The organism is Xanthomonas sp. F10, from assembly GCF_014206815.1.
GTDB lineage: Bacteria > Pseudomonadota > Gammaproteobacteria > Xanthomonadales > Xanthomonadaceae > Xanthomonas_A > Xanthomonas_A indica.
In genome coordinates this window covers 1,698,845-1,724,320 of sequence record NZ_JACHNP010000001.1, presented here as the reverse complement: position 1 = coordinate 1,724,320, position 25,476 = coordinate 1,698,845, and the positions used below count along the sequence as shown (strand labels likewise).

The following is a 25,476-nucleotide window of genomic DNA, read 5'->3' as shown; positions in this document are numbered from 1 at the left end:
GGCGGCAGCCTTCGTCACGCGGGTCAGGGCAGCAGCGGGCGCTTGCCGGTGTCGCCGGCGATCTCGCGCACCAGCTTCGGCACCAGGTAGCCGGATAGGCGCGCGGCCAGCGCCTGGTGCAGCGCCAGCGCGGTGGCGTCGTCCACTTCGAAATGGGCCACGCCCTGCACCCGGTCCAGCTGGTGCAGGTAGTAGGGCAGCACCCCGGCGGCGAAGCTGCGCTCGCTCAGCGCGGCCAGTGCCTCCACGCTGTCGTTGACCCCGCGCAGCAGCACCGCCTGGTTGAGCAACTGCGCGCCGGCCTCGCGCAGGCGCGCCAGCGCGGCATCGACGCTGGCATCGAATTCGTTGGCGTGGTTGGCGTGGATCACGAACGCCAGCGGCCACGGCAGTGCGCGCAACCAGGCCAGCAAGGGTGCGTCGACGCGTTCGGGCAGCACCACCGGCAGGCGGCTGTGGATGCGCAGGCGCTTGAGCTGCGGCAACGTCGCCAGCGCCTCGGTCAGTTCGGCCAGTTTCGGCGTGGCCAGCGACAGCGGATCGCCGCCGGACAGGATCACTTCCTCGATGCTGGGATCGGCGGCGATCGCCGCCACCGCCGTGCGCCAGCCATCGCGTGCGGCGGTCTCGTCGGCATAGGGAAAGTGCCGGCGGAAGCAGTAGCGGCAGTGCACCGCGCAACTGCCGGTGGCCACCAGCAGGGCGCGACCACGGTACTTGTGGATCACCCCGTCGGCTTTCTTGGCCGCCGTGTCGCCGACCGCATCCAGGGCGAAGCCGGCGACCCGGCGCTGCTCGTCGTCGATCGGCAGCACCTGGCGCAGCAGCGGGTCGTGCGGATCGCCCGGGCGCATGCGCGCGACGAAACTGCGCGGCACGCGCAGCGAGAACTGCGTCGCAGCCTGTTCGGAGACGCCCAGCGCCTGCGGATCCAGGTCCAGCAGGGCCAGCAGCTCGCACGGATCGCGCACGGCGTCGCGCCAGGCCTGCTGCCAGCGCGGCGGCGCGGCGGCGGGCAGGGGCGGGGACGGCTGCATCGGGCGGGGGGCTGCGGTTATCATAGGCGGTCATCACACGAGCGCCCGCCGTTGCGGCGGAGCTTCCATTCTATCCGGCCGGCCGCCGAACGCGGCGGGTTTGCCTTACCCGAGGAGTTTCAGATGGCCAGCTACGGCATGAACGACGTCAAGAACGGGATGAAGATCCTGGTCAACAGCGAGCCTGCGATCATCACCGATACCGAATACGTCAAGCCCGGCAAGGGCCAGGCGTTCACCCGCGTCAAGTACCGCTTCATCAAGTCCGGGCGCGTGGTCGAAATGACCATGAAGGCGACCGACAGCGTGGAAGCGGCCGACGTGGTCGATACCGACATGCAGTACCTGTACAGCGACGGCGAGTACTGGCACTTCATGCAGCAGGAAACCTTCGAGCAGGTGCAGGCCGACAAGGCCGGCGTCGGCGACGCCGCCAAGTGGATCAAGGGCGAGGAGGATTGCGTGGTCACGCTGTGGAACGGTACGCCGATCCAGGTCACCCCGCCGAACTTCGTCGAACTGAAGATCGTCGAGACCGACCCGGGCGTGCGCGGCGATACCTCCGGCGGCGGCGGCAAGCCGGCCACCCTGGAGACCGGCGCGGTGGTGCGCGTGCCGCTGTTCGTCGGCCAGGAGGAAGTGATCCGCGTCGATACGCGCTCGGGCGAATACGTCTCGCGCGTCAAGTAAGGCAGCGTGCCCGCGGCCGCCGCCGGCCGCGGGCATGCGCACGCGCTGGCCTGCGGCGGCGAGGCAGCGCCATGCGCCGGAGTGCCGCGCGGCGGTGAAGGACCACCTCGCTCCCAAGGAAACCCCGTGACCACCAGCCACGCCGACAGCGCCGACAGCAAGTACCCGCACGATCGGGTCGTGTTCTTCAGCGATGCGGTCTTCGCCATCGCCATCACCTTGCTGGCGGTGGAAATCAAGGTGCCGGGACACGCCGAGGTCGAGGCCGCCGGCGGCATCCTCTCCGCCCTGCACCGGATGCTGCCGCTGTTCATCGGCTTCGCGGTCAGCTTCCTGGTCACCGCGCTGTTCTGGAAGTCGCACCTGCAGCTGTGCCGCCACATCCGCCAGTTCGACGACCGGCTGATCTGGCTCAACGTGCTGCAGCTGCTGCTGATTGGCCTGCTGCCGTTCTCCACCGCGCTGTATTCGGACTATTTCGGCAGCCACGAGGCCTTCTCGGTGTACTGCGCGCATCTGGCCGCGATCGGCCTGGCCGGGTACTGGCTGCATGCCTATGCGGTGCGCAAGGAGGGCCTGGCGCAGCGGCTGGGGCCGCTGCAGGCGCAGGCGATGAAGCTGCGCGCGGCGGTGTCGCCGGTGGTGTTTGCGTTGTGCATCCCCGTGGGCATGGTCGCGCCCTGGCTGGGCCGCGTCGGCTTCCTGGCGATCTTCCTGCTGCAGTGGGGGGTGATGCGCGTGTACCAGCGGCGCATCCGCCAGGCCCAGGCGGCACCGGCACCGTGATCCTTCCTTTTCCAGAGTCCCTGCGATGACCTCCATTCCCGAATCCTGCGACCTGCTGATCGAAGCCGGCTACGTAGTCCCGATCGAACCGCATGCGGTGGTGCTCGAAGACCACGCGGTGGCGGTGCGCGGCAGCGAGATCGTGGCGGTGCTGCCCACCGCCGAGGCGCGCGCGCGCTTCGCCGCTGCACGCACCGTCTCGCGCCCGGACGCGGCGCTGCTGCCGGGCCTGGTCAACGCGCACACGCACAACCCGATGACCCTGCTGCGCGGCATTGCCGACGACCTGCCGCTGATGGTGTGGCTGCAGCAGCACATCTGGCCGGTGGAGACCGCGGTGATCGGCCCGGAGTTCGTCGCCGACGGCACCGCCTTGGCCATCGCCGAGATGCTGCGCGGCGGCACCACCTGCGCCAACGAGAACTACTTCTTCGCCGACGTGCAGGCCGCGGTGTACAAGCAGCACGGCTTCCGCGCGCGGGTCGGCACGGTGATCATCGATTTCCCGACCGCCTGGGCCAAGACCTCCGACGAATACTTCGCCCGCGCCTGCGAGGTGCACGACCAGTGGCGCGACGATCCGCTGGTCGGCATCGCCTTCGCCCCGCATGCGCCGTACACGGTCAACGACGCCAACTTCGAGCGGGTACGGATGCTGTCCGACCAGCTCGAGGTGCCGGTGCACCTGCATACCCACGAGACCGCGCAGGAAATCGCCGATTCGCTCAAGCAGTACGGGCAGCGCCCGCTGGCGCGGCTGGACCGGCTGGGCCTGGTCAACGACCGCCTGATCGCGGTGCACATGACCCAGCTCACCGATGCGGAGATCCACCTGTGCGCCGAGCGCGGGGTCAGCGTGGTGCATTGCCCCGAATCCAACCTCAAGCTCGCCTCCGGGTTCTGCCCGGCCTGCGCGCTGCAGCGTGCGGGCGTGAACCTGGCGATCGGCACCGACGGCTGCGCCAGCAACAACGATCTGGACATGTTCAGCGAGAACCGCACCGCGGCGATCCTGGCCAAGGCCGTGGCCAACGACGCCACCGCGCTGGACGCGGCCAGCACGCTGCGCGCGGCCACCCTGGGCGGCGCGCGCGCGCTGGGCTTCGGCGAGACGATCGGCTCGATCGAGCCGGGCAAGCAGGCCGACCTGATCTGCGTGGACCTGTCGGCGCTGGAGACCCAGCCGCTGCACAACGTGCTGTCGCAGCTGGTGTACGCCACCGGCCGGCAGCAGGTCAGCGACGTGTGGATCGCCGGCCAGCCCAAGCTGAGCCAGCGCGTGCTGGTGGACATGGACGTCGACGCGCTGGTCGCCAATGCCCGGCAGTGGCGCGAACGTATCCGCAGCGTCCACGCCTGATCGCCTATGTTCGCCGTGCCGCGCCGTGAGCGCGGCCCCAACGAGAGTCCGCCATGACCGCTTCCGCCGCCAACGCCTCCGCCAATTTCGATCAGGCCGAACTGGACAAGTTCGGCGCCCTGGCCACCCGCTGGTGGGATGCCGACGGCCCGCAGAAGCCGCTGCACGCGCTCAACCCGGTGCGCCTGCGCTACGTCGCCGAGCGTCTGCCGCTGCGCGGTGCGACGGTGCTGGATGTGGGCTGCGGCGGCGGCCTGCTCAGCGAGGCGCTGGCCAAGGAGGGCGCGCAGGTCACGGCCATCGACCTGTCGCCGGAACTGATCAAGGTCGCGCGCCTGCACCAGTTCGAATCCGGCGTCGAGGTCGATTACCGCGTGCAGTCGGTGGAGGACCTGGCGGCGGCGCAGCCGGCCAGCTTCGATGCGATCACCTGCATGGAGATGCTCGAGCACGTGCCCGATCCGGCGGCGATCGTGCGCGCCTGCGCGACCCTGCTCAAGCCGGGCGGACAGCTGTTCCTGTCCACCCTCAACCGCACCCCGGCCGCGTTCGCCCTGGCCATCGTCGGTGCCGAGTACGTGGCGCGGCTGCTGCCCACCGGCACCCACCGCTACCAGGATTTCATCAAGCCGGCGGAACTGGCCGCCTGGTTGCGCCAGGCCGAGTTGCAACTGCGCGACGTCAGCGGCCTGGCCTACGAGCCGTGGCGCAATCGCGCACGGCTGTCCTCGCGGACCGAGGTCAATTACCTGGCATGTGCGGGGAAGCCGTGATTCGGGAGTCGGGATTGGGGATTGGCAACGGCGGGTGCGTGCGCGCGTGACGTCCACGGCGGGCGATACCCGGACGCGCTACCCGCGGGTGGTGCTGTTCGATCTGGATGGCACGCTGCTGGACAGTGCGCCGGATCTGCTGGCCGCGGCCAATGCGGTGCTGGCCGAGCATGGCCGCTCTGCGCTCGACCTGGCGCAGTTGCGGCCGGTGGTGTCCAAGGGCTCGCGGGCGATGCTCGGGGTCGCGTTTCCGGACCTGCCAGCGGCCGAGCGCGATGCGTTGATTCCGGCGTTCCTGCGCCACTACGAGGCGCTGATCGGCCGCCATTCGCAGCCGTTCGACGGCATCGCCGAGCTACTGCAGCGGCTGGAGGCTGCGGGCAGCGTATGGGGCATCGTCACCAACAAGCCCGAGGCACTGGCACGGTTGATTCTGCCGCAGCTGCAGTGGGAGCAGCGCTGCGCGGTGCTGATCGGCGGCGACACGCTGCCCGAGCGCAAGCCGCATCCGTTGCCGCTGCAGGTCGCGGCGCAGCGCTTGGGCGTGGCGCCGCATGAGGTGGTCTACGTCGGCGACGACGAACGCGACATCCTTGCCGCGCGGGCAGCCGGCATGGCCTCGGTCGCGGTGCTGTGGGGCTACCGGCTGGACGAGGACGACCCGCTGGCCTGGCGCGCCGATGCGATGGTCGCCGCGCCGGCCGAGTTGTACGACGCTGCGGCCTGGCCGGTGAGCGCAGCCGCTCCCTGAGGCCGGGCGCTGTCGCCGCGTTGGCGACGCCGCCGCGTTGATGTCGCGATCGCTGTGTCGCCGCATGCACGCCGCCACCGCTCGGCATCCACCGGCCACGCACGTAAACTGCGCGTTCCGCGCGACAACGCGCTCACTTTCCCGTTGCGCGACGCTGTCGTTGCGCGCGCCCGACTCCGGATTCACCGATCGCATGAGCAGTTCGTCCGCCCTGGATGCCTTCCTCGACAAATGGCGCCGCCGCTGGCCGGAATGGGCCGTGGCCGAGGCCTTCGTGCCGGCGCCGCAGCGCGCCCGCACCGTGGCCTGGTTCGCCCTGCTGCAGGAATTCGACGACATCCTCAACATCGCCGGCGATCCGCTGCCGGCCGACGCCAAGCTGGCCTGGTGGGGCGAGGAACTGCGCAGCTGGGCCGGGCAGCGTTCGCGGCATCCGCTGGGCCGGGTGCTGGAACCGGTCGCTGCGCCGTGGACACAACTGGCCGAGGCCTTGCCGAGCCTGCCGGAGTCGCGCGCGGCCGCGGCCGACACGGCGCATGCGCTGGAGCGGCTGGAGCCGTTCGCGCGGGCGGTGGCTGCGGTCGAGCGGGCGCTGTTCGAGGCCCCGGCCGAGGGCGTCGCGGTGCCGGTCGCGCTGCAGGTGCTGGCGCAGCGTCTGGCCGAGGGCGGCGCCGCCACTGCGCCGCTGGCGCTGCGCGGCGGCGATGAAGCGCAGCAGCGCCAGCGCTGGGCGCAGGCCTTGCTGCAGCAGTGGCCGCGCCGCGTGCGCGGGCCGCGCCCGCGACGCATCCTGTCGGCGCTGGCGCGTGCGCGCACCGCGCAGCAGGCGGCCACCGCGCCCAAGCCAGCGGGACAGATGGCGACGCTGTGGCGCGCCTGGTGGGCCGGGCTGGGCTGAGGCCGCCAACCCGCGCTGCTCCCTTGCCTCAGGGCGCGCTGCCGGCGCCGCTGTTGGCGTACTCGTAGAAGCGATTGGCCGAGGTGCTGCAGCCGCTGCTGCAGTACGGCCGGCCGATGGTCGAGGCGTTCCACGGCGCGTCCTTGCGGATGTGGCCGCCCAGCGCCGAGTCGCGGATCACCACCTTGCCGTTGGGCGAGGTGCCGCCGACGTAGTTGGACAGGCTGCCCACGCTCTCGTCCCAGGCCCGCCCCAGCCACACCGTGCCGCTGCCTGGTGTGCCGACCGCATCGAAGGTGCTGCCGACGGCGAGGAAGCCGTAGCTGCTGCCCGGCCGGGTGCTGGGTGCGAAGATCACGCCGCCATCGTTGGCGCCACGGCGCGCGGCGGTGTAGCGGATGGTGCTGCCGGCGAACACCGCCACGCCCGAGCCGAAGATGAAGTCGGTATCGCCCTCGATGGTGCCGCCCTTGAAATAGGCGCGGATCACCGTGTTGGCGCTGCCGGCGCTGACCAGCAGGGTGTCCTGGTTGCCGGTCAGCACCACGTTCTCAATCACCGCCTTGTCGCCGCGCAACGCCAGCGCCACCGCCGACTGGTTGCTGCCGCTGTAGGTGCCTTCGACGTAGCTGTTGACGATCGCCAGGTTGCGCGCCTGGAACTGCGCGGCGCGTACGGTGACGGTGCCGCTGTCGGAGGTGCCGACGGTGCTGCTGGCGGCGTTGCTGGCGCAGGGGTGGGTGGCGCTGCCGATGGGCTTGGGCGTGGGGTTGGCGTTGCCGAAGCGGATCGTGGTGCTGGCCGGGCTGCCGCCGAGGCCGAACAGGGTGAGCGGCGGCGCCGCGGCGGGGACGCAGACCAGTTCGGTGTAGGTGCCCGGCGCCACGCTGATGTAGCGGCGCATGCTGCCGCCGGCGGCGACCGCGGCGTCCACCGCGGCCTGCACGGTGCGGTAGCGGGTGCTGCCGTCGGCCGCCACCGCGTAGTCGGCCTGCAGCAGCGCGACCCCGGCGCTCGGATCCCAGTTGTCGGTGACCAGCGCGCCGATCGGGCCGGCCTGGGCCAGGTGGCGGGCGACGGTCTGGTTGGCCGCCTCGCTGCTGGTCAGTTGCGGGCGCGACGCGGTCCCGGTCAGCGCCGGGGCGTCGGTGACGACCCCCGCCGCCAGGACGAGGGTGGAGGAAAGCAGCAACCAGCGCGATACGGTCATGGAAAGCCTCCGCTCAAGGATAAGGACCCGCGGCGGCGCCCGTAATGATACCGGTGTCATCCGGTCGCGTCAGTCGGCGTCGTCAGCGGACCGGCGATGGTAGGGGCCTTTGTCTATCGCGTCCGGCCGATGCCGCAGCCAGCGACCGGTTGTGCCGTCTCCATCACGTTCGCCGTTGAGCGACGGCGCAGATCGCCGGGAGAGCAGGGGAGTTGCTTGCCCCTTCGGGCCGTCGATCGCCGGCCCGCCGCGGCACTGCGGCATGAATCTGCGCGTGCAGGCCGGTGCGGGCGTCTCGTGTGATGGGGATGTGAATTGGATACGAACGTGGTCGCGGCTTGCGCTACGCTCGACGCCCATCCCACTTGGAACCCGTCGATTGAAGCGCCTGTGCCGTTGGTGCTGCCTGTTGCTGTGCCTGGGGATGGTCGGGTCGGCGCTGGGGCAGGAAGTGTTGCTGCAACGGCTGGCCGCCGACCCGCCGGCGCAGGAGGTGGTGGCGGGGCGCCACGATGCCGCGTTTGTCGATGCCGGCCATGGCGCGACCCTGTACGAGCGCAGCAAGCAGCCCACCTGGTGGCGCATCCGCGCCGACCGCGCGATTGGCAGCGAAGGCCAACCGCAACTGGTGCTGCAGTCGCCGTACCTGACCCGGGTCGAGGCCTGGGTGCCGGGACGCGCCGCGCCGATCCGGCGCGCGATCTACGGCGCCGACGCCGACCTGCGCTACTCCACCCGCGCCCTGGTGATCGACTTGCCGCAGGGGCTGCCGCGCGGCGCCTCGATCTGGCTGCGGGTGCATGCGCCGGCGGCGATGCCGATGCCGGTGGGCATCGTGCCGCTGGCGCAGGTGCAGCGCGAGGACCTGCACTACGTCGGCTGGCGCGCCTTCATCCTCGGCTCGACCGCGGTGCTGGCGATCCTGGCGATCGCGTTGTGGGCGCGCCTGCGCGAGTCGATCTACGGCTACTTCACCGCCAACGTGATGTGCGTGCTGCTGTACCTGCTCGGCCTCGGCGGCGAGGCGCGCGCGGTGCCCGGCCTGGCCAGCGTGTTCGCGTCCTCGCCGACGCCGATGCGCATCGTCGCCGCGCTCGGCGGCTTCTTCATCATCACCTTCCAGCGTCGGCAACTGGAGATGCAGCGGCAACTGCCGCGGCTGGACCGGGTGCTGCGGCTGTGTGCGCTGTATTTGCTGGTCATCGCCATCGCCTGCCTGCTGTCGGACGCGGCAGTGCTGAGCCTGCTCGGCAATCTCGGGCTGATCGTCGGCGCGGCGCTGCTGCTGCCGTGTTGCCTGCTGCTGGCCTTGCGCGGGCAGCGCTACGCCTGGCCGCTGCTGGCCTCGTGGACCCCGCTGTGGATGCTATGCGTGCTGCGCTGTCTGGAGCTGACCGGCTGGCTGCGCCTGGATCTGGCCGCGCCGGTGCTGGCGCACGGCATCAGCCTGGCCCTGGCGATCTCCTGCCTGCTGGTGACCTTCGGCCTGGCCGAGCAGATCCTGGAGCTGCGCCGCGACCGCGACCGTGCCAGCCGCATGGCGACGGTGGACGAGCTCACCGGCATCCTTACCCGTGCCGCCCTGCAGCAGCGCCTGGCCGACGCGCTGCAGGAGGCCGCGCGCAGCGAGCGGCCGTTGGCGCTGGCCTACATCGACATCGACCATTTCAAGCGCATCAACGACATCCATGGCCACGCCAGCGGCGATGCCTGCCTGCGCTGGGTCGCCGCCTGCGCGCGGGCGCGCCTGCGCAGCACCGACACGCTCGGCCGCCAGGGCGGCGACGAAATGCTGCTGCTGATGCCCGGCGCCACCCTGGAGGCCGCGCGCCGCGTGGCCGAGGACATCCGCCAGCACGTGGCCGCGCAGCCGTTGCCGCGCGAAGGCCAGGCGCTGTCATGCACGCTGAGCGTCGGCGTGGCGCAATGGCAGCGCGGCGAGAGCGTCGCGACGCTGTTGCAGCGGGCCGATGCCGCGCTGTACGCCAGCAAGGCCGCCGGCCGCAACCGCGTCAGCGTGTCCACCCCCCACCGCGCCACCCACCAGGAGCCTCAGCCATGACTGCACAGCCCGCTTTGCCCGCGTTCGCTCCCGATCAGTTGCAGGTCGGCGACATCCTGCTGCAACTGGGCTGCGGCCCGGTGTCCGAACTGATCGCCTGGTGCGGCGACAGCATCTACAGCCATGCCGCCATCGTCGCCGATCACGGCGACCTGATCGAGGCGGCGGCCAGCGGCGTGCGCCGCTATCCGCTGTCGCAGCGGCTGACCGACACCACCGATTATCTGATCATCGATGCCTACCGCCCGCTCAGCTATGCCGGCGTGGCGCTGGACGACGCCGACCGCGCCAGCGTGCTGGCCAAGGCGCAGTCGCTGCTGGGCGTGCCGTACCCGCTGGACAGCCTGGCCACGCTCGGCCTGCTGGTCGCCATTCGCGGCAAATGGCCGCAGCATTGGTTGGCGCGGATCGTGGTGCGCGAGGCGCTGGATTACCTGGTGCGCGACAACCCGTCGCACATGGTGTGCAGCGAGGTGGTGTACCGCGTGCTGGCCGAATGCGACGTGACGCCGCCGGGCCGACTGGCGCCGCAGATCGTGCTGAGCGGGCCGACCCACATGCCGTTCCCGCAGCTGGACTGGAAGGCGCTGTGGGAAGAAGTGTGGCAGCTGCTGCATCCGCATCGGCAGCAGGCCCTGGCCGACGTGGCGCAGCGCCTGGCAGCGGTGGAGGGCGCCCCGGCCAGCCTGGCTGCCTCGGCGCTGACCACGGTCGCCGACGACGAGCTGCTCAGCCGCGCCAACGCGGTCCGTGCCGGGCTGGGCCTGCCGCCGCTGCCGCCGGTCACCGACCAGGTGGACGACAACGGCACGCTGCTGCGGGAAGCCGGCGAAGAGACCCCGGGAACGCCCTTGCCGCATCCCAATCCCAAGCTGGTGATGCCGCTGGACCTGGCCAACAGCCCGTCGCACGTGGTGCTGGGGCGGCTGCTGGAGGTGGTCACGCCTGCGTAGCGGAAAGGCTGCGCGCCAGCGCATTGCATGAGGCTGCGCCCGTCCCCTCATCCGCCGTTCGGGGCACCTTCCCCTACAAAGGGGCCATGGTCCGAACGGCAGAAAGATGGCCGTGGTCCCGACGGGAGAAGGAACGGCAGCAAGCCCCTCTCCCTCCGGGACAGGGGGTGGGGTGAGGGTACGGCTTCGCGCCAAACCGCCCGTGTCGCGCGCCGCCATTCGAGCAAGCGCCGGCGCGCCTAGCCTCCGCCGCTTGCGTTCCTGCACCGAGATCCGACGTCCCAGCCGCTGCACGACGTGGATGCCGCGCAGCGTTGCAATGTCGAAGCGACTTCAGGACATCTGTAGGAGCGGCTTCCGCCGCGACAGGCGTTACCGGGAATGCCCGTCGCGGCTGAAGCCGCTCCTACGAAATGCATGCGCTGCTGTACGCCATTTCATCTGATGACCGCGCCGCCGCGCGCCTGTGCACGTGGCGCACCAGCGCTCTATTGCTGCTTCGTCCGCTCCAGCACCAGCAGTGGATCGATGCGCACGTCTAACCGCGCCAGGCAAATGTGTCGGTGACCCGGATGAGGAACGCGCCGCCGCGCGCCACGCACCTGACCCACCAGCGCTTGACTACTGCTTCGTCCGCTCCAGCACCAGCAACGGGTCGATGCGCACGTCTAACCGCGCCAGGCAAATGTGTCGGTGACCCGGATGAGGAACGCGCCGCCGCGCGCCACGCACCTGATCCACCAGCGCTTGACTACTGCTTCGTCCGCTCCAGCACCAGCAGTGGATCGATGCGTACGTCTAACCGCGCCAGGCAAATGTGTCGGTGACCCGGATGAGGAACGCGCCGCTGCGCGCCACGCACCTGACCCACCAGCGCTTGACTACTGCTTCGTCCGCTCCAGCACCAGCAATGGGTCGATGCGCACGTCGAACCAGTTCATCCCCCAATGCAGATGCGGCCCGGTCGCACGCCCGGTGGCGCCGACTGCGCCGATGACCTGGCCCTGGGCGATGCGGTCGCCGACCTTCACGTCGATCCGCGACAGATGCAGGAAGTTGGAGCTGACGCCGTAGCCGTGATCCAGCAGCACGGTGCCGCCGGTCAGGTACAGGTCCGGGGCGGCGAAGGTGACGATGCCGGCGGCCGGGGCCTTGACCGGGGTGCCGGTGGGCACGGCGATGTCCATGCCGGAATGGCCGGCGCCGGGCTGGCCGTTGTAGACCCGGGCGTTGCCGAAGCGGCCGCTGATGCGGCCCTGCACCGGCCAGATGAAGGGCGCGGCGAAATCGGTGCGCGGGTCGTCGCGGTCGCGCGCGGCGGTGACCTGGGCCTGTTCGCGCTTGATCCGCTCGGCGATCGCCGGCGGCGGGTTCACCGTCTTCGGCGGCACCCCGTTGACCTGTTCCAGCGGCCAGTCGCGCGGCGTCACCGCGATCTCGATGGTTTCGCTGCCGCCGTCCGGGCGCTGCACGGCGATGCGCAGCGGGCCGCGCTCGTCGCGGCCGATGCCGAACACCACGCTGCCGTAGTCGCTGACCCGCAGGGTGCGGCCGGCGTATTGCACGCGGCTGCCCGGCGCCACCTTGCCGATCACCAGCGCGCCTTGCGAGGCGCTGTGCGGGAATACGCTGCGCGCCTCGGCAGCGGCCGCGGCCGGCGTCTGCGCGTGCAGCACCGGGGCGACCGGTGCGGTCAGCAGCACCAGCGCCAGTGCGGCGCCGGACACCAGGGCGCCGCGCATCAGCGGTCGAACGCCAGGCGCTGCCCGTTAGGGCTGCCGACCAGACGGGTCCCGTCCCAGGCCAGCACACCATTGACCCAGGTCGCGGCGATCTTCGAGCGGAAGCTGCGGCCCTCGAACGGCGACCAGCCGCACTTGGACAGCACGTCCTCGCGGCGCACGGTGAAGGTGGTGTCGTCGATCAGCACCAGGTCGGCGTGGTAGCCCTCGCGCAGGAAGCCGCGCTCGTGCACGTCGAACAGCAGCGCCGGCGCGTGCGCGAACTTGTGCACCACCTGGGCCACGCTGAGCCGGCCCTCGTGGACCAGTTCCAGCGCCGCGACCAGTGCGTACTGCACCAGCGGCAGGCCGGACGGCGCCTGCGCATACGGCTTGCTCTTCTCTTCCCAGGTGTGCGGCGCGTGGTCGGTGGCGAGCACGTCGATCACGTCCTCGGCGATCGCACGGATCAGCGCCTCGCGGTCGCTGGCGTCCTTGATCGCCGGGTTGCACTTGATCAGGTTGCCCAGGGTGGCGTAGTCGGCGCGGTCGAAGCGCAGGAAGTGGATGCAGGTCTCGGCGGTGATGCGCTTGCCCTGGATCGGGCCGGGCGTGAACAGCGCCAGCTCGTCGGCGGTGGAGATGTGCAGCACGTGCAGGCGGGTGCCGTGCTTCTTCGCCAGCGACACCGCCAGCTGCGAGGACTTCAGGCAGGCCTCGCGCGAGCGGATGTCCGGGTGCATGTCCGGGGTCAGCGCATCGCCGTACTTTTCCTTGAACGCGGCCAGGGTCGCGTCGATGGTCGGGGTGTCTTCGCAGTGGGTGATGATCGGCGTCGGCGCGTCGCGGAAGATCGCGTCCAGGGTCTGCGGGTTGTCGACCAGCATGTTGCCGGTGGAGGCGCCCATGAACACCTTGATGCCGGGCGCGGTCTTCGGGTCCAGGGTCTGGATCGCGGCCAGGTTGTCGTTGCTGGCGCCCAGGTAGAAGCCGTAGTTGCCCCAGGCGCGGCCGTGCGCGGCGTCGTACTTGGCCTGCAGCGCGGCGGCGTCGAGCGTCGGCGGGTTGGTGTTGGGCATGTCCATGAAGCTGGTCAGGCCGCCGGCCACCGCCGCCGCCGATTCGGTGGCGATGTCGCCCTTGTGGGTCAGGCCGGGTTCGCGGAAGTGCACCTGGTCGTCGATCATGCCGGGCAGCAGCCAGCGCCCGGCGGCGTCGACCACGGTCTCGCCGTCGCGCGCGGCCAGCTGCGGGGCGATCGCGGCGATGCGGCCGTCGGCGATGCGCAGGTCGCCCTGGGTTTCGCGGCCTTCGTTGACCAGGCGCGCGTTGACGATCAATGTGGAAGCGGACATCAGTGTTTTCCTTGGCAGCGGCAGGGTGGCGGCGCCGTGGGATCGGGCACCGGGTCGAACCCGCCAGGATGGAAGGGGTGGCAGCGGCCGACGCGGCGGGCGGCCATCCAGCCGCCGCGCACTGCGCCGAAACGGGCGATGGCGGTTACCGCGTACGCCGAGCAACTGGGCACGAAACGGCAGCGCGGCCCCAGCAGCGTGCTGATGAAGCGCTGGTACAGGCGCAGCAAGGCGATGAGAGCGCGGGCGATCACACCGCCATGATATGCCACTGTGCTCGACTAGGCGGGTCGCTCGGCGTATACGCCGCGTTGTTGCCGCGGGGGGTAGGGTAGGCTATAAAGGCCCGCTTTCCCGGGCCCCGGGAAGACCAAGGAAGAGCGTTCGTGGCTGCTAAAAAACCTGCAAAGAAGGCCGTCCAGGCCGCCAAGAAGCCCGCCAAGCCCGTCGCCAAGAAAGCGCCGGTGTCCGCCGCCAGCAAACCGCTGAAGAAAGCCGTGCCCGCGAAGCCGGCGGCCAAGTCCGCGCCGGCCAAATCGGCCAGCAAGGCCGTGGCCAAGAAGCCGGCGGCCAAGCCGGTCGCGGCTGCACCGGCCAAGTCCGCTCCCGCCAAGAAAGCCCCGGCCAAGAAGGCGCCCGTCAAGTCGGTCGCGCCCGCCAAGGCCGCGGCCAAGCCTGCCCCCGCCGCCAAGCCGGCAGCGAAGACGCCGGCGGCCAAGCCCGTGGCCAAGGCCGCGGCCGCTCCCGCCAAATCCAAACCGGCCACCGCCCCCGTCGCACCCGCGGTGACCACCTCCGTACCGAAGTCGGCGCCCAAGCCGGCTGCGGCCAAGCCTGTCCCGGTCAAGCCCGCCGCGCCTGCCGCAGCACCGGCCCCCAAGCCCGTTGCCGCCAAGTCCGCCGCGCCGTCGACCCCGCCACAAAAGAATCCCGTGTCCGTTTCGAAATCCTCCGCGAAGACCCCCACCAAGTCCGAATCCACCCCGAAGGCGCCGATCGCCAAGCCCACCGGCAAGGTCGCCGTGGCCGTGACCGCCAAGTCCAACACCCCGCCCAAGCCGGCCAAGTACAAGGTGGTCGAGTACAAGACCGACGAGGCCACCGGCCGCCCGATCCTGCCCAAGGGCTACAAGCCGGCGGCGGACGAGGAGTACATGAGCCCGCTGCAGCAGGAGTACTTCCGCCAGCGCCTGCTCACCTGGCGCGCCGACCTGGTCGAGGAATCCAAGCAGACCATCGAGAACCTGCGTGACGAAGTCCGCGACATCGGCGACGAGGCCGAGCGCGCCACCCGCGAGACCGAGAACTCGCTGGAACTGCGGACCCGCGACCGCTACCGCAAGCTGATCGGCAAGATCGACAGCACGCTCAAGCGCCTGGACGCCGGCGACTACGGCTACTGCGTGGACACCGGCGAAGAGATCGGCCTGGAGCGCCTGGAGGCGCGCCTGACCGCGGAGCGCACCATCGACGCGCAGGAGCGTTGGGAGCACCTGCAGAAGCAGCAGGGCGACTGAGCGATCTTCGCCTTCAGTGTGTCAAGGCAAGGCCCCGCTCGCGCGGGGCTTTGCGTTTTGGTCACCTCATCGCCGGTCCAGGCAGTTCGCCTGTCGGCTATGGCCGCATGCCGCATGCCGCGGAGGCGATGCCTCCGCAAACCGGGCCCGCAGCATCGACGTGATGCTCGGCCGTGGGCCGATCCTGTGCGACGAGCCACCTGCCGCTGCGTGAATGCCGCGTCGCGTGGTGGCTACATCGCGGCGTGAGCGACGGCGCCCTTTAGCGCACGCCGTTGACCAACCCGCTTTGCGCGTCCTTGCTGATCTGCAAGCCGGGGAGGGCAAAACTGTCCAGGTCCTGCTTGGTGGCTGCGAGGTCCAGCCCGATGATCGCCGACGTCTCCGGATCGACCTCCAGGCCCAGCGGCATCGCGGCGAACTGCACATAGTCGCGGCTGGCGTTCCATTGCGGCTGCCCGCCGATGGCCTGCAATACCCGGTCGATGTGCGTGCCGGCCGGCTGGCCGAGCAGATCGAACGGTAACGGGGCGTCTGGACTGGCGGAGGCGATCAGGTTGGTGATCCGGTCGTTGCGAAAGCGCACCGCCAACTGGCTGTAGCGGAGAGCGGTCGCCGGCTGCGGTTGCTGCGCCAGTTGCGCATTGAACCCGCGCGGATACAGATACACCACGCTGAGCGTGTCCGGATGCGCCGCATCGCTGCGGCTGATGTCCGGCTGGCCCAGCGCGGCCAGGAGCTGTTGCTTGCGCATGCCGAGCGCGACCGGGCCGAGACGCGTGCATGAGCTGGGCAGCGTGGCGGCGCTGCTGGAACTCGCAAAGGCCTGGTGCAGCGCGTGCGTGCAGGCCGCCGCATCGCTGCCGGCGGCATGAGCCTGCGGGAAGACCATGCCGAGCACGAGCAGGCCGAACAGCGAAAGAAATCGGGGTGCCATGAGACATCTCCATTGACGAGTCGTGCGTGGCGAGGCTGGGGAACCCCGGCCTCGCCACAGGGTGAATTAATGCCGTGCCAGCCTTCCGGTGCCCGTAGGCGGTGATGAACGGCGGGGCGTACCCCGTAGCGCACGATCTGCCACCGCGTCATGCACCTGCCGCGTAAGCGCCCAGGCGGCGATTACATCCGCTGCGTTCCTGCTGTCCCCCTCGCTGGCTCGCTGGAGCACGCCAATGTCAGTTCCAGGCGGCGGATCGTCCAATGCGACGGTGTGTCGATCATCCCGATCGCATGGACGTAATAAGCGGGGCAGTCCGCATCTTCCTCCGGGTTGTTCTTGATGTCGCAGTTACCTTCGATCAGGAAGGTCTTGTTGCCGTCGGCGCCGGTGCGGGCGAATTTCAATGCCGGGCAGCTTTCGAATAGCCTGGAAAGGGCGACGTCGTTCTTCAGTACATACGCGATCGCTTGCTCTCCATCTGTGTGGGAAGAGGCTTGCTTCGCCTGCAAAGATCCTGGCACGGCAATGGCGAATGCCAAGGTCATGCCTATGCGCGGTAGCCCGACGATGTTCATGTGCAAAGCTCCAATAGGCGGTTGTCTGCCGGGTTGGTGGCGCCGGCGCGGGGGAGAGGGCTTGCAGCCACGCCACAATGTGCGGGGGGCGATACGTAGGACGACGCACGTCCGTGACTGGGTCGAGAGTGGAGTTGCCGATCGGGCCTTCGCAGGCAGGCCTGGCTTGCGCGTCCATCGTCCATCGCTCGTCATGGAAAAGCGAACGTGCCATACGGCGGAATCCATGCATTTTCATGTGTGAGTCGCGGGTTCGGCGCATGCGTTTCGAAGATCAAGGTGAAACTTAATCTTGATGGATGGTTTCCGTAGCTTCTTTCGCTTCCCTTTCCGGGTTTGTTGAAGCTCTATCCTGTCTACAGGTGCGCTCTGGTAGTGGTGCCAAGCAATAGCGAATTCACCTGGAATTCTGCTGATCATTGTTCTAGATGCGGTGTCTGCGATGGCTTTCGACTGCTTTAAATGCGCCTGTCATGGCGATGTCGCATCATGTTGCGTTGGATATCGCCATATCGATTCTGAAAATCCATGTCATTGCGTGAAAATTGTTTCAATCATGTGTCCGGCGCTGCATCGATAGCGGAGCGTCGCGTTTGAACCGCAATGCTGATCTGGCCGAGTCATCCGTGCGCACGCGCCGCCGTCGCTGGCGCTTGCCGATCCTGATCGCCTTGTTATTGCTCGCGGTCATTGCGCTGGGTCCACGGGTCAGCGTGGCCCTGCCGCAGGTGGCGGCGCCGGCGGTGCCGCAGGATCCGTTGGCGTTGCAGGCGTGGATCGATGCGCGCGAGCGCGCCACGCCGGGGTTGCGCCCGGACAACCAGGCGCGGATCGTCTGGGCCGATCCGGCGCATCCGGGGCGCCGCGCGTGCGCCATGGTCTATCTGCATGGCTTCACCGCCAGCCAGGGCGAGGGCGCGCCCACGCACGTGCGGCTGGCGCGCAGCTTCGGCTGCAATCTGTATCTGCCGCGCCTGCCTGGGCATGGGCTGGTCGCGGCCGACGCGCTGCGCGGCGTCGATGCCGGGCGCCTGCTCGCCGGCGCGGCCGAGGCGCTAGCGGTGGCGCGGGTGCTCGGCGATCGGGTGGTGGTGATCGGCAATTCGATGGGCGGCGCGCTGGCGGTGCAGGCGGTGGCGGCGAATCCACGCCAGGTGCAGGCGCTGGTGCTGTGGTCGCCGCTGGTGCGCGAGTACGGCGATCAGCTGCAGCCGATGCTGTGGCCGTGGGGCGCGCAGGTGCTGGCGTGGACGCACAACGGCGGCGACCCGATCCTGCGCTATCCGGTCGACAGCGCCTATTGGGCCGACGCCACGCATCTGGACGGCTATCGCGCGCTGGCGGCGCTGACCCGTGGCGGCATGCAGCCGGCGACGTATGCACGGATTCATGTGCCGGTGTTCCTCGGCTACTACTACCGCGATCCGCAGCATCAGGACCGCACGGTGTCGGTGGCGGCGCTGCAGGCGATGTTCAAGCAGCTGGGCACGCCGCCGGCCTTGCGCCAGGCGGTGGATTTCCCGGGTGCCGACAATCACGTGCTGGCCTCGCCGATCCGTTCGCGGGCGGTGCCGGCGGTGTTCGCCGCCACCTGCCGGTTCCTGGCGGGGCAGGGTGGCCTGACCCAGCCGGCCGGCGTGCCGGATTGCGCGCATGCCTGGGCCGACGACGAGGCGCAGGCGCATGCGGTGGCGGCTGCGCACTGAGCGCAGCCGTTGCGGCGGAGCCGACGTGCATTGGATGGCGCGCAGGCCGATGGCGCTGCGCGTGAGGTGCGGCGAGGTCGAGTCGTCGTCGCGCCCGCCGGGGGACGACGCAGGCGAGCCCTCCGCCGCGCCTACTGCAGGTCGCGCAGATCCAGATTGCGCAGCTTGGGCGCTTTCCAACTGGTAACGCCGACCACGCCTAGCGTCACGCAGCCGCCGAGCACCACCGCCGGTACCAGGCCGATCAGTCGCGCCATCACGCCGTCGTAGAACGCGCCCAGTTCGTTCGACGAGCCGATGAAGATGCCGTTGATCGAGGACACGCGGCCGCGCATCGCGTCCGGCGTGGCCAGTTGCAGGATGGTCTGGCGCACGATCACCGAGACGCCGTCGCACATGCCGTAGGCGAGCAGGATCGCCGCCGACAGCCAGAAGTGCCGAGACAGTCCGAACGCGATGGTGCACAGGCCGAAGCCGGCCACCGCCAGCAGCAGCACGCGTCCGGCGTTGCGCTGCAACGGGTGCCGGGCTAGCCACACACCGACCAGGATCGAACCCAGTGCCGGCGCGCCGCGCAGGATGCCCAGGCCTTCCGGACCGTAGTGCAGGATGTCGTGGATGAAGGCCGGCAGCATCGACACCGCGCCGCCCAGCAGCACCGAGAACATGTCCAGGGCCATCGCGCCGAGCATGATCTGGTTGGAGAACACGAATTGCGCACCTTCGGCGATGCTGCGGAAGATCGGCGCGCGCGGGCCTTCGTGGACCGGCTCGGCGACGCGCAGCAGCCACAGCGCCAGCAGCGCCGCGGACGAGGCGCCGATGGCGGTGCCGTAGGCAAGGCTCTTGCCGCCCCAGCCGACCAGCAGTCCGCCCAGCGCCGGGCCGATCACCATGCCGGCCTGGAACGCGACGCTGCCGACGCTGGCGCCGCGCGCAAAGGCTTCGCGGGGCAGGACGCGGGCGAACAGCGCGTTGTACACCGGCGACAGGAACGCGCGTGCGGCGCCGGTCAGCGCGATCGCCGCGTAGATCGGCCACACGCCGTGCGCGGGCAGCCAGCCGCGGCTGACCGCCAGCAGCACCGCGGCGGTGGCGATCAGGCCGACGCTGGCGAGCATGCCCAGGTAGCGCCGCGGCAGGTGGTCGACCAGGTAGCCGGCGAACGGGGCGATGCAGAAGAACGGCAGGATCTCGGCCAGCCCGATCAGGCCCAGCGAGAACGGATCGCGGGTGATTTCGTAGATGTGCCAGCCGACCGTGACCGCGACGATCTGGTAGGACAGCATCGCCAGGATGCGGTAGGCCAGCACCAGGGCGAAGCCGGGGTGCGCCAGCAGCGTGCGCAAGGTCTGCGGTGGGGTAGGCAGCGGCGCGCTCATGCCTGCTGGGCGCGCGCAGTGTCCTGGATGAAGGCCAGCAGCGCGGCCAGGCCGTTGCTGCGGGTCGGCGACAGGTGCTTGCCCAGGCCGATGGCGGCGACGAAGTCCGGCGCGGTGGCGAGGATGTCCGCGGCGCTGCGCCCGGAATAGACCCGCAGCGCCAGGTAGATCAACCCGGAGACGATCGCCGAGTCGCTGATCGCATGGAACACCAGGCGCTCGGCATTGCCCTCCGGCACGATCCACACCATCGACTGGCAGCCGTGCAGGCGATGCTCCTCGGTCTTCCAGTGTTCGGGGAAAACGGGCAGCTTGCGGCCCAGGTCGATCAGGTACTGGTAACGCTCGGACCAGTCGCCGAAGAAGCCGAATTCCTCGGCGATGGCGGCCTGGGCGTCGGCAGGCGTGGGTTCGAGCGGAAAGTCGGTGTCGGTCATCAGTAATCCAGAATTAAGCGATGTAAAGCCCCTCTCCCCCGGGAGAGGGGTTGGGGTGAGGGTCCGAGCGTCGCCTCGCGAACTGTCCATGCGAGTTGCTTCGCGCCGTACCCTCATCCGGCGCCCGTACCCTCATCCGCCCCTTCGGGGCACCTTCTCCCGAGGGGAGAAGGGAACAGCCTCGCTTCTTCTGACTGCGCGTGTGGTGTTCACCCACGCTTCCAGCGTACGCCTTGCGGCGTGTCCTCCAAGACAATGCCGGCCTCGGCCAGTTCCTGGCGGATGGCGTCGGCGCGGGCGAAGTCGCGGGCCTTCTTGGCGTCGCTGCGGGCGTCGATCAGCGCCTGGATGTGGGCGTCGTCGTCGCTGCCGGCGCCCTGGAACCAGACCTGCGGATCCTGCTGCAACAGGCCGAGGGCCAGGCCGGCGCCGAGCAGGTGGCTCTTGGCCTGGCGCAGCGCGTCGGCACGTTGCGCGGCATCGGCAGGGGCGGGGCCGCCGGCCGGTGCCAGCTCGCGCAGCGCCTGTCGTGCCTGTGTCGCCAGGCTCGACAGCACCGACAGCGCCAGCGGCGTATTGAGGTCGTCGTCCAGCGCTTCTTCGATCTCCGCCGGAATGACCGGCGCGGCGTCGATGCCCTGCAGATCGCGCAGCGTTCCGTACAGGCCGTCGAGCCGGGCGACCTGGGCCTGGATCAGGGCGTCGGACCAGTCCAGCGGTTGCCGGTAGTGCGCGCTGAGCAGCGCGCAGCGCAGGGCCTCCGGCCGATGCCGCTCGATCAGGTCGTGCACGGTCTCGATGTTGCCCAGCGACTTGCTCATCTTGGCGCCGCTGAAGGTCAGCATGCCGTTGTGCAGCCAGACGCGGGCGAAGGGGGCGCCGCCGTGGGCGCATTCGCTCTGCGCGATCTCGTTCTCGTGGTGCGGGAACTGCAGGTCGACGCCGCCGGCATGGATGTCGATGGTCTCGCCCAGGTGCGCGGCGGCCATCGCCGAGCACTCGATGTGCCAGCCGGGGCGGCCGCGGCCCCACGGCGAATCCCAGCCGGGGAGGTCGTCGCTGGAGGGCTTCCACAACACGAAGTCGCCCGGGTCGCGCTTGTACGGGGCCACCTCGACGCGGGCGCCGGCCAGCATCTCCTCCGGGTCGCGCCGCGACAGCTTGCCGTAGTCGGCGAAGCTGGCCACCGCGAACAGCACGTGGCCCTCGGCGGCGTAGGCGTGGCCGCTGGCGATCAGCCGCTCGATCATCGCCACGATGTGCGGGATGTGCGCGGTGGCCGCCGGCTCGATATCGGGCGGGGTCACGCCCAGCGCGGCCATGTCCTGGCGGTAGATGGCGGCGAAGCGGTCGGTGATGGCCGAGATCGGCACGCCCTGCGCCTGCGCGGCGGCGTTGATCTTGTCGTCCACGTCGGTGATGTTGCGGGCGTAGCGCAGCTTGCCGTAGCGGCGCCGCAGCAGCGCCGCCAGCACGTCGAACACCACCGGGCCGCGGGCGTTGCCGATGTGCGCGTAGTTGTAGACGGTGGGGCCGCAGACGTAGAGCGTCGGGCCGGCCACCGGATCGAGCGGTTCGAAGGCGTCGACCCGGCGGGTCAGGTTGTTGTGCAGGCGCAGGCTCATCGGCATCGGCGGTGGGGAAACCGCCCGATTCTACCGGCAGCCGCCCCAGGACGGGCCATCCATGCCCGAGCGCGCCGCGCCGCCGTTGCGCGTGCCTGTCGGCGAGAACGCGCGAGGAGGAGGCCGTGTCTTCATGCCGGAGCGACGCCGCCGCCACGGGCGCCTCACTCATGTCCGTCGGGGTGGGCTGGCACGCAGGCCGCACGGTTTGACCGACGGCCGGTCGGGCGCTGCGCCACGCGAGGGCCGTGCGCCTGGCGGATCCGACGCGGGTGCCCGGGATGCGGGACGCGTTCTGGCCAGGTGGGCGCGGTTGTCGGCTCGCGTTCAGCCCGACGCAAGGCGGCATGCCTACACTCACTGGTCTGCCCTTGCGAAGCCTGCTGCCGATGCGTCCGAACCTGTTGTTGCCGCTGGTCGGCATCCTTGCCTGCGCCGTCGCGCCGGCCTGGGCGCAGGACTCCGAGGCGCGCAACCGGGTGGTGGTGATCGAGAACGTCAAGCTGGATTACGCCCAGGTGCTGAACGTGGAGCCGGTCTACCAGACCCTGCGCGCCACCCGGACCGAGCAGCAATGCGATCCGGCCCCCCGCGCCGGCCCCGGCGGCCCCGGCGCCCAAACCGGCCGAGGACGACAGCCGCTTCAACCGGCTGATGGATTCGGTGAAGGACATCTTCAGCCGCCGCCACGAGGAGCCGGCCCCGGCGGCCACGCCGACCACGGCGCCGGCGGGCGGACGCAATTGCCGGATGGTCGAGGTCGGCCGCGAGTTCCGTCGGCCCATCGCCTACGACGTGGACTATGTCTACAAGGGCACCAAGTACCGCTCGCGGCTGCCGGAAGATCCGGGCAACCGGCTGCGCATCCGCGTCTCGGTGGCGCCGTACGTGCCCGATGCGGTGGTGGTGCCGCCACGCTGAGCGCCGCGTGCGCTTGCGCCTGTGGCGTGCGCGTGCGAGGATGCGCGCCGATGAAAGCGAACCTGCCCCAGCACGATCTCAGCGCCGCACGCATGGCCTCGGGCATGACGTCGCGCGCGCGTCGACCGGAATCCCACATTCTCGCTGGGTAACCGGAGCGTCGTGCCGTTCGTTCTGAAAACCCAGCCCGAGGCTGGGTTTTTTCGTTTTCATCGCCCGGAAAAGTTTCACCCGTAAAGAACCAGGCTGTAGAACCTCCCGCGCGTCCCGCGTCCCCACCGCTGCAAAGGATCGATCGATGTCTCTGAAGCACTTCTTGAACACCCAGGACTGGAGCCGCGCCGAACTGGACGCGCTGCTGACCCAGGCGGCGCTGTTCAAGCGCAACCGTCTCGGCAGCGAGCTGAAGGGCAAGTCGATCGCGCTGGTGTTCTTCAACCCGTCCATGCGCACCCGCACCAGCTTCGAGCTGGGCGCGTTCCAGTTGGGCGGCCACGCGGTGGTGCTGCAGCCGGGCAAGGACGCGTGGCCGATCGAGTTCGACCTGGGCACGGTGATGGACGGCGACACCGAAGAGCACATCGCCGAAGTGGCGAGGGTGCTGGGCCGCTACGTCGACCTGATCGGCGTGCGCGCGTTCCCGAAGTTCGTCGACTGGGCCAAGGACCGCGAGGACCTGGTGCTGAAGAGCTTCGCCAAGTACTCGCCGGTGCCGGTGATCAACATGGAGACCATCACCCACCCGTGCCAGGAGCTGGCGCACGCGCTGGCGCTGCAGGAGCACTTCGGCACCCGCGACCTGCGCGGCAAGAAGTACGTGCTGACCTGGACCTACCATCCCAAGCCGCTGAACACCGCGGTGGCCAATTCTGCACTGACCATCGCCACCCGCCTGGGGATGGACGTGACCCTGCTGTGCCCGACCCCGGACTACGTGCTCGACGAGCGCTACATGGGCTGGGCCGCGCAGAACGTGGAAGAGAGCGGCGGCTCGCTGACCGTCAGCTACGACATCGACAGCGCCTACGCCAGCGCCGACGTGGTCTACGCCAAGAGCTGGGGCGCGCTGCCGTTCTTCGGCAACTGGGGCCCGGAGAAGCCGATTCGCGACCAGTACCAACACTTCATCGTCGACGAACGCAAGATGGCGCTGACCAACAACGGTGTGTTCTCGCACTGCCTGCCGCTGCGCCGCAACGTCAAGGCCACCGACGCGGTGATGGATTCGCCCAACTGCATCGCCATCGACGAGGCCGAGAACCGCCTGCATGTGCAGAAGGCGATCATGGCGGCGCTTGCTTCGCAAGCGGGAATCGGGAATCGGGAATAGAGAATCGGTACAGCAACAGCGTTAGCCCCCACTTTTACGCGTGATAAGGAAACAACCATGAGCACCGCTTCTACCATTCCCGATTCCCCACTCCCCACTCCCGGCCTCAAGGACATCGTCCTCGCCTTCTCCGGCGGCCTCGACACCAGCTTCTGCATTCCCTACCTGCAGGCCAAGGGCTATGCCGTGCACACGGTGTTCGCCGATACCGGCGGCGTGGATGCCGAGGAGCGCGACTTCATCGAGAAGCGCGCGGCGGAACTGGGCGCGGCCAGCCACGTCACCGTCGATGGCGGCCCGGCGATCTGGGCCGGCTTCGTCAAGCCGTTCGTGTGGGCCGGCGAGGGCTACCAGGGCCAGTATCCGCTGCTGGTGTCCGACCGCTACCTGATCGTCGATGCCGCGCTCAAGCGCGCCGAGGAACTGGGCACCAAGACCATCGCGCACGGCTGCACCGGCATGGGCAACGACCAGGTGCGCTTCGACCTGGCGGTCAAGGCGCTGGGCGACTACGAGATCGTCGCGCCGATCCGCGAGATCCAGAAGGAACACACCCAGACCCGCGCCTACGAGCAGAAGTACCTGGAAGAGCGCGGCTTCGGTGTGCGCGCCAAGCAGCAGGCCTACACCATCAACGAGAACCTGCTCGGCCTGACCATGTCCGGCGGCGAGATCGACCGCTGGGAAGCGCCGGGCGAGGGCGCCCGCGGCTGGTGCGCGCCGCGCAGCGCGTGGCCGACCGAGCCGCTGACGGTGAAGCTGAAGTTCGTGCAGGGCGAGGCGGTCGAGCTCGACGGCAAGGCGCTGCCGGGCGAACAGATCCTGGCCAAGCTCAACAAGCTGTTCGCGCCGTACGGCGTGGGCCGTGGCGTGTACACCGGCGACACCGTGATCGGCCTGAAGGGCCGCATCGTGTTCGAGGCGCCGGGCCTGGTGGCGCTGCTGGCCGCGCACCGCGCGCTGGAGGACGCGGTGCTGACCAAGCAGCAGAACCGTTTCAAGCCGGACGTGGCGCGCAAGTGGGTGGAGCTGGTCTACGAAGGCTTCTACCACGATCCGCTGAAGACTGACCTGGAAGCCTTCCTGAAGTCGTCGCAGGCGATGGTCAACGGCGAAGTGACGCTGGAGACCCGCGGCGGCCGCGTCGACGCGGTGGCGGTGAAGTCGCCGCACCTGCTCAACGCCAAGGGCGCCACCTACGCGCAGTCGGCGGACTGGGGCGTGGCCGAGGCCGAGGGCTTCATCAAGCTGTTCGGGATGAGCTCGACGCTGTACGCGCAGGTCAACCGCTGACGCTTAGAGCCCCCCTCCCTTTGGGAGAGGGGTTGGGGGCGCCGCAGGAAGCCTTCGGAACCGACATGACGAACGCGTCGCCACGCGCCAGCCATGGGGAACTGCTGCAGCATTTGCTCCCATCGTTCGCCATCCGGGCGCGTGGCGACGCGTT

At 69.7% G+C, this 25,476-nt stretch carries 22 protein-coding genes and 1 pseudogene; 13 read left to right on the top strand and 10 right to left on the bottom strand.

Annotated features, from left to right (window positions below):
* Positions 1-23: 23 nt before the first annotated feature.
* Positions 24-1,061, bottom strand: a complete 1,038-nt coding sequence (epmB, locus tag FHR56_RS07605; RefSeq protein WP_184502457.1) for an EF-P beta-lysylation protein EpmB — start codon at positions 1,059-1,061, stop codon at positions 24-26.
* A 99-nt stretch (positions 1,062-1,160) separates the two neighbouring features.
* Here epmB and efp point away from each other — a divergent pair, with 99 nt between their 5' ends.
* From efp to FHR56_RS07575, 6 genes are all read left to right on the top strand, one after another.
* The gene (efp, locus tag FHR56_RS07600; RefSeq protein ID WP_010343528.1) at positions 1,161-1,727 is read left to right on the top strand and encodes an elongation factor P; all 567 of its coding nucleotides are present in this window, start codon (positions 1,161-1,163) and stop codon (positions 1,725-1,727) included.
* Between the two features lie 126 nt (positions 1,728-1,853).
* The gene (locus FHR56_RS07595; RefSeq protein WP_160947306.1) at positions 1,854-2,513 is read left to right on the top strand and encodes a TMEM175 family protein; all 660 of its coding nucleotides are present in this window, start codon (positions 1,854-1,856) and stop codon (positions 2,511-2,513) included.
* 25 nt (positions 2,514-2,538) lie between these two features.
* Positions 2,539-3,873, top strand: coding sequence for a TRZ/ATZ family hydrolase (locus FHR56_RS07590; RefSeq protein WP_160947307.1), 1,335 nt, complete (start codon positions 2,539-2,541; stop codon positions 3,871-3,873).
* Positions 3,874-3,926: 53 nt separating this feature from the next.
* On the top strand, positions 3,927-4,646 hold the full coding sequence (gene ubiG, locus FHR56_RS07585) for a bifunctional 2-polyprenyl-6-hydroxyphenol methylase/3-demethylubiquinol 3-O-methyltransferase UbiG (protein WP_160947308.1): 720 nt from the start codon (positions 3,927-3,929) through the stop codon (positions 4,644-4,646).
* Between the two features lie 46 nt (positions 4,647-4,692).
* The gene (locus FHR56_RS07580) at positions 4,693-5,397 is read left to right on the top strand and encodes a phosphoglycolate phosphatase (protein WP_160947309.1); all 705 of its coding nucleotides are present in this window, start codon (positions 4,693-4,695) and stop codon (positions 5,395-5,397) included.
* A gap of 193 nt (positions 5,398-5,590) precedes the next feature.
* Positions 5,591-6,295 (top strand): squalene/phytoene synthase family protein, encoded by a 705-nt coding sequence (locus FHR56_RS07575; protein WP_160947310.1) that lies wholly within the window; start codon positions 5,591-5,593, stop codon positions 6,293-6,295.
* Positions 6,296-6,323: 28 nt separating this feature from the next.
* Here the strand turns inward: FHR56_RS07575 and FHR56_RS07570 are convergent, their stop codons facing one another.
* Positions 6,324-7,505 carry a putative acyl-CoA thioester hydrolase gene (locus FHR56_RS07570; protein WP_160947311.1) on the bottom strand — a complete coding sequence of 394 codons (1,182 nt, stop codon included), beginning with the start codon at positions 7,503-7,505 and terminating at the stop codon, positions 6,324-6,326.
* Between the two features lie 379 nt (positions 7,506-7,884).
* On the opposite strand from FHR56_RS07570, the gene FHR56_RS07565 reads away from it, so the two are divergent.
* Entirely contained in the window at positions 7,885-9,567 is a 1,683-nt protein-coding gene (locus tag FHR56_RS07565; protein ID WP_160947312.1) for a diguanylate cyclase, read from the top strand.
* The gene (locus FHR56_RS07560; protein WP_237473240.1) at positions 9,564-10,520 is read left to right on the top strand and encodes a hypothetical protein; all 957 of its coding nucleotides are present in this window, start codon (positions 9,564-9,566) and stop codon (positions 10,518-10,520) included. Before FHR56_RS07565 ends, FHR56_RS07560 begins: the two co-directional genes overlap by 4 nt.
* An 881-nt stretch (positions 10,521-11,401) precedes the next feature.
* Here FHR56_RS07560 and FHR56_RS07555 read toward each other — a convergent pair.
* The 3 genes from FHR56_RS07555 to yidD are packed head-to-tail and all read right to left on the bottom strand — an operon-like array spanning position 11,402 to position 13,868.
* Complete coding sequence (locus tag FHR56_RS07555) at positions 11,402-12,262, bottom strand: M23 family metallopeptidase (protein ID WP_160947313.1); 861 nt, start codon at positions 12,260-12,262, stop codon at positions 11,402-11,404.
* On the bottom strand, positions 12,262-13,596 hold the full coding sequence (locus FHR56_RS07550; protein ID WP_160947314.1) for a dihydroorotase: 1,335 nt from the start codon (positions 13,594-13,596) through the stop codon (positions 12,262-12,264). Before FHR56_RS07550 ends, FHR56_RS07555 begins: the two co-directional genes overlap by 1 nt.
* Positions 13,596-13,868 (bottom strand): membrane protein insertion efficiency factor YidD, encoded by a 273-nt coding sequence (gene yidD / locus FHR56_RS07545; RefSeq protein WP_184502456.1) that lies wholly within the window; start codon positions 13,866-13,868, stop codon positions 13,596-13,598. The genes FHR56_RS07550 and yidD overlap by 1 nt, the downstream gene beginning before the upstream one ends.
* Before the next feature lie 114 nt (positions 13,869-13,982).
* Here yidD and dksA point away from each other — a divergent pair, with 114 nt between their 5' ends.
* The gene (gene dksA, locus FHR56_RS07540; RefSeq protein WP_160947316.1) at positions 13,983-15,113 is read left to right on the top strand and encodes an RNA polymerase-binding protein DksA; all 1,131 of its coding nucleotides are present in this window, start codon (positions 13,983-13,985) and stop codon (positions 15,111-15,113) included.
* A gap of 262 nt (positions 15,114-15,375) precedes the next feature.
* On the opposite strand, the gene FHR56_RS07535 is transcribed toward dksA, so the two are convergent.
* Both FHR56_RS07535 and FHR56_RS07530 read right to left on the bottom strand, forming a co-directional pair.
* Positions 15,376-16,050: a secreted signal peptide protein gene (locus FHR56_RS07535; RefSeq protein WP_160947317.1), complete on the bottom strand. Its 675-nt coding sequence runs from the start codon at positions 16,048-16,050 to the stop codon at positions 15,376-15,378.
* A 182-nt stretch (positions 16,051-16,232) separates the two neighbouring features.
* The gene (locus FHR56_RS07530; RefSeq protein WP_160947318.1) at positions 16,233-16,628 is read right to left on the bottom strand and encodes a hypothetical protein; all 396 of its coding nucleotides are present in this window, start codon (positions 16,626-16,628) and stop codon (positions 16,233-16,235) included.
* 626 nt (positions 16,629-17,254) lie between these two features.
* Between FHR56_RS07530 and FHR56_RS07525 the strand changes: the two genes are divergently transcribed.
* A complete protein-coding gene (locus FHR56_RS07525) occupies positions 17,255-18,334 on the top strand; it encodes an alpha/beta fold hydrolase (RefSeq protein WP_345776732.1) in 1,080 nt (359 codons plus the stop codon).
* Between the two features lie 131 nt (positions 18,335-18,465).
* Here FHR56_RS07525 and FHR56_RS07520 read toward each other — a convergent pair whose 3' ends face one another.
* The 3 genes from FHR56_RS07520 to cysS all read right to left on the bottom strand — a co-directional run bounded on the left by FHR56_RS07520 (position 18,466) and on the right by cysS (position 21,778).
* The gene (locus tag FHR56_RS07520) at positions 18,466-19,716 is read right to left on the bottom strand and encodes an MFS transporter (protein ID WP_160947320.1); all 1,251 of its coding nucleotides are present in this window, start codon (positions 19,714-19,716) and stop codon (positions 18,466-18,468) included.
* The gene (locus FHR56_RS07515; protein ID WP_160947321.1) at positions 19,713-20,153 is read right to left on the bottom strand and encodes a SufE family protein; all 441 of its coding nucleotides are present in this window, start codon (positions 20,151-20,153) and stop codon (positions 19,713-19,715) included. The genes FHR56_RS07520 and FHR56_RS07515 overlap by 4 nt, the downstream gene beginning before the upstream one ends.
* Before the next feature lie 209 nt (positions 20,154-20,362).
* The gene (gene cysS, locus FHR56_RS07510) at positions 20,363-21,778 is read right to left on the bottom strand and encodes a cysteine--tRNA ligase (RefSeq protein WP_160947322.1); all 1,416 of its coding nucleotides are present in this window, start codon (positions 21,776-21,778) and stop codon (positions 20,363-20,365) included.
* 389 nt (positions 21,779-22,167) lie between these two features.
* Here cysS and FHR56_RS07505 point away from each other — a divergent pair.
* The 3 genes and pseudogenes from FHR56_RS07505 (at position 22,168) to FHR56_RS07495 (ending at position 25,322) form a co-directional block, all read left to right on the top strand.
* Positions 22,168-22,699, top strand: a pseudogene (locus FHR56_RS07505) (hypothetical protein).
* Between the two features lie 298 nt (positions 22,700-22,997).
* Positions 22,998-24,029, top strand: a complete 1,032-nt coding sequence (locus tag FHR56_RS07500) for an N-acetylornithine carbamoyltransferase (protein WP_160947323.1) — start codon at positions 22,998-23,000, stop codon at positions 24,027-24,029.
* Positions 24,030-24,086: 57 nt separating this feature from the next.
* Positions 24,087-25,322 (top strand): argininosuccinate synthase, encoded by a 1,236-nt coding sequence (locus FHR56_RS07495; protein ID WP_017912497.1) that lies wholly within the window; start codon positions 24,087-24,089, stop codon positions 25,320-25,322.
* Positions 25,323-25,476: the final 154 nt, after the last annotated feature.

Bases quoted from the DNA above. Each gene is read 5' to 3' on its own strand.
- epmB (WP_184502457.1), bottom strand. From the start codon at position 1,061: ATGATAACCGCAGCCCCCCGCCCGATGCAGCCGTCCCCGCCCCTGCCC.
- efp (WP_010343528.1), top strand. From the start codon at position 1,161: ATGGCCAGCTACGGCATGAACGACGTCAAGAACGGGATGAAGATCCTG.
- FHR56_RS07590 (WP_160947307.1), top strand. From the start codon at position 2,539: ATGACCTCCATTCCCGAATCCTGCGACCTGCTGATCGAAGCCGGCTAC.
- ubiG (WP_160947308.1), top strand. From the start codon at position 3,927: ATGACCGCTTCCGCCGCCAACGCCTCCGCCAATTTCGATCAGGCCGAA.
- FHR56_RS07575 (WP_160947310.1), top strand. From the start codon at position 5,591: ATGAGCAGTTCGTCCGCCCTGGATGCCTTCCTCGACAAATGGCGCCGC.
- FHR56_RS07570 (WP_160947311.1), bottom strand. From the start codon at position 7,505: ATGACCGTATCGCGCTGGTTGCTGCTTTCCTCCACCCTCGTCCTGGCG.
- FHR56_RS07560 (WP_237473240.1), top strand. From the start codon at position 9,564: ATGACTGCACAGCCCGCTTTGCCCGCGTTCGCTCCCGATCAGTTGCAG.
- FHR56_RS07555 (WP_160947313.1), bottom strand. From the start codon at position 12,262: ATGCGCGGCGCCCTGGTGTCCGGCGCCGCACTGGCGCTGGTGCTGCTG.
- FHR56_RS07550 (WP_160947314.1), bottom strand. From the start codon at position 13,596: ATGTCCGCTTCCACATTGATCGTCAACGCGCGCCTGGTCAACGAAGGC.
- FHR56_RS07535 (WP_160947317.1), bottom strand. From the start codon at position 16,050: ATGGCACCCCGATTTCTTTCGCTGTTCGGCCTGCTCGTGCTCGGCATG.
- FHR56_RS07530 (WP_160947318.1), bottom strand. From the start codon at position 16,628: ATGAACATCGTCGGGCTACCGCGCATAGGCATGACCTTGGCATTCGCC.
- FHR56_RS07520 (WP_160947320.1), bottom strand. From the start codon at position 19,716: ATGAGCGCGCCGCTGCCTACCCCACCGCAGACCTTGCGCACGCTGCTG.
- FHR56_RS07515 (WP_160947321.1), bottom strand. From the start codon at position 20,153: ATGACCGACACCGACTTTCCGCTCGAACCCACGCCTGCCGACGCCCAG.
- cysS (WP_160947322.1), bottom strand. From the start codon at position 21,778: ATGAGCCTGCGCCTGCACAACAACCTGACCCGCCGGGTCGACGCCTTC.
- FHR56_RS07500 (WP_160947323.1), top strand. From the start codon at position 22,998: ATGTCTCTGAAGCACTTCTTGAACACCCAGGACTGGAGCCGCGCCGAA.
- FHR56_RS07495 (WP_017912497.1), top strand. From the start codon at position 24,087: ATGAGCACCGCTTCTACCATTCCCGATTCCCCACTCCCCACTCCCGGC.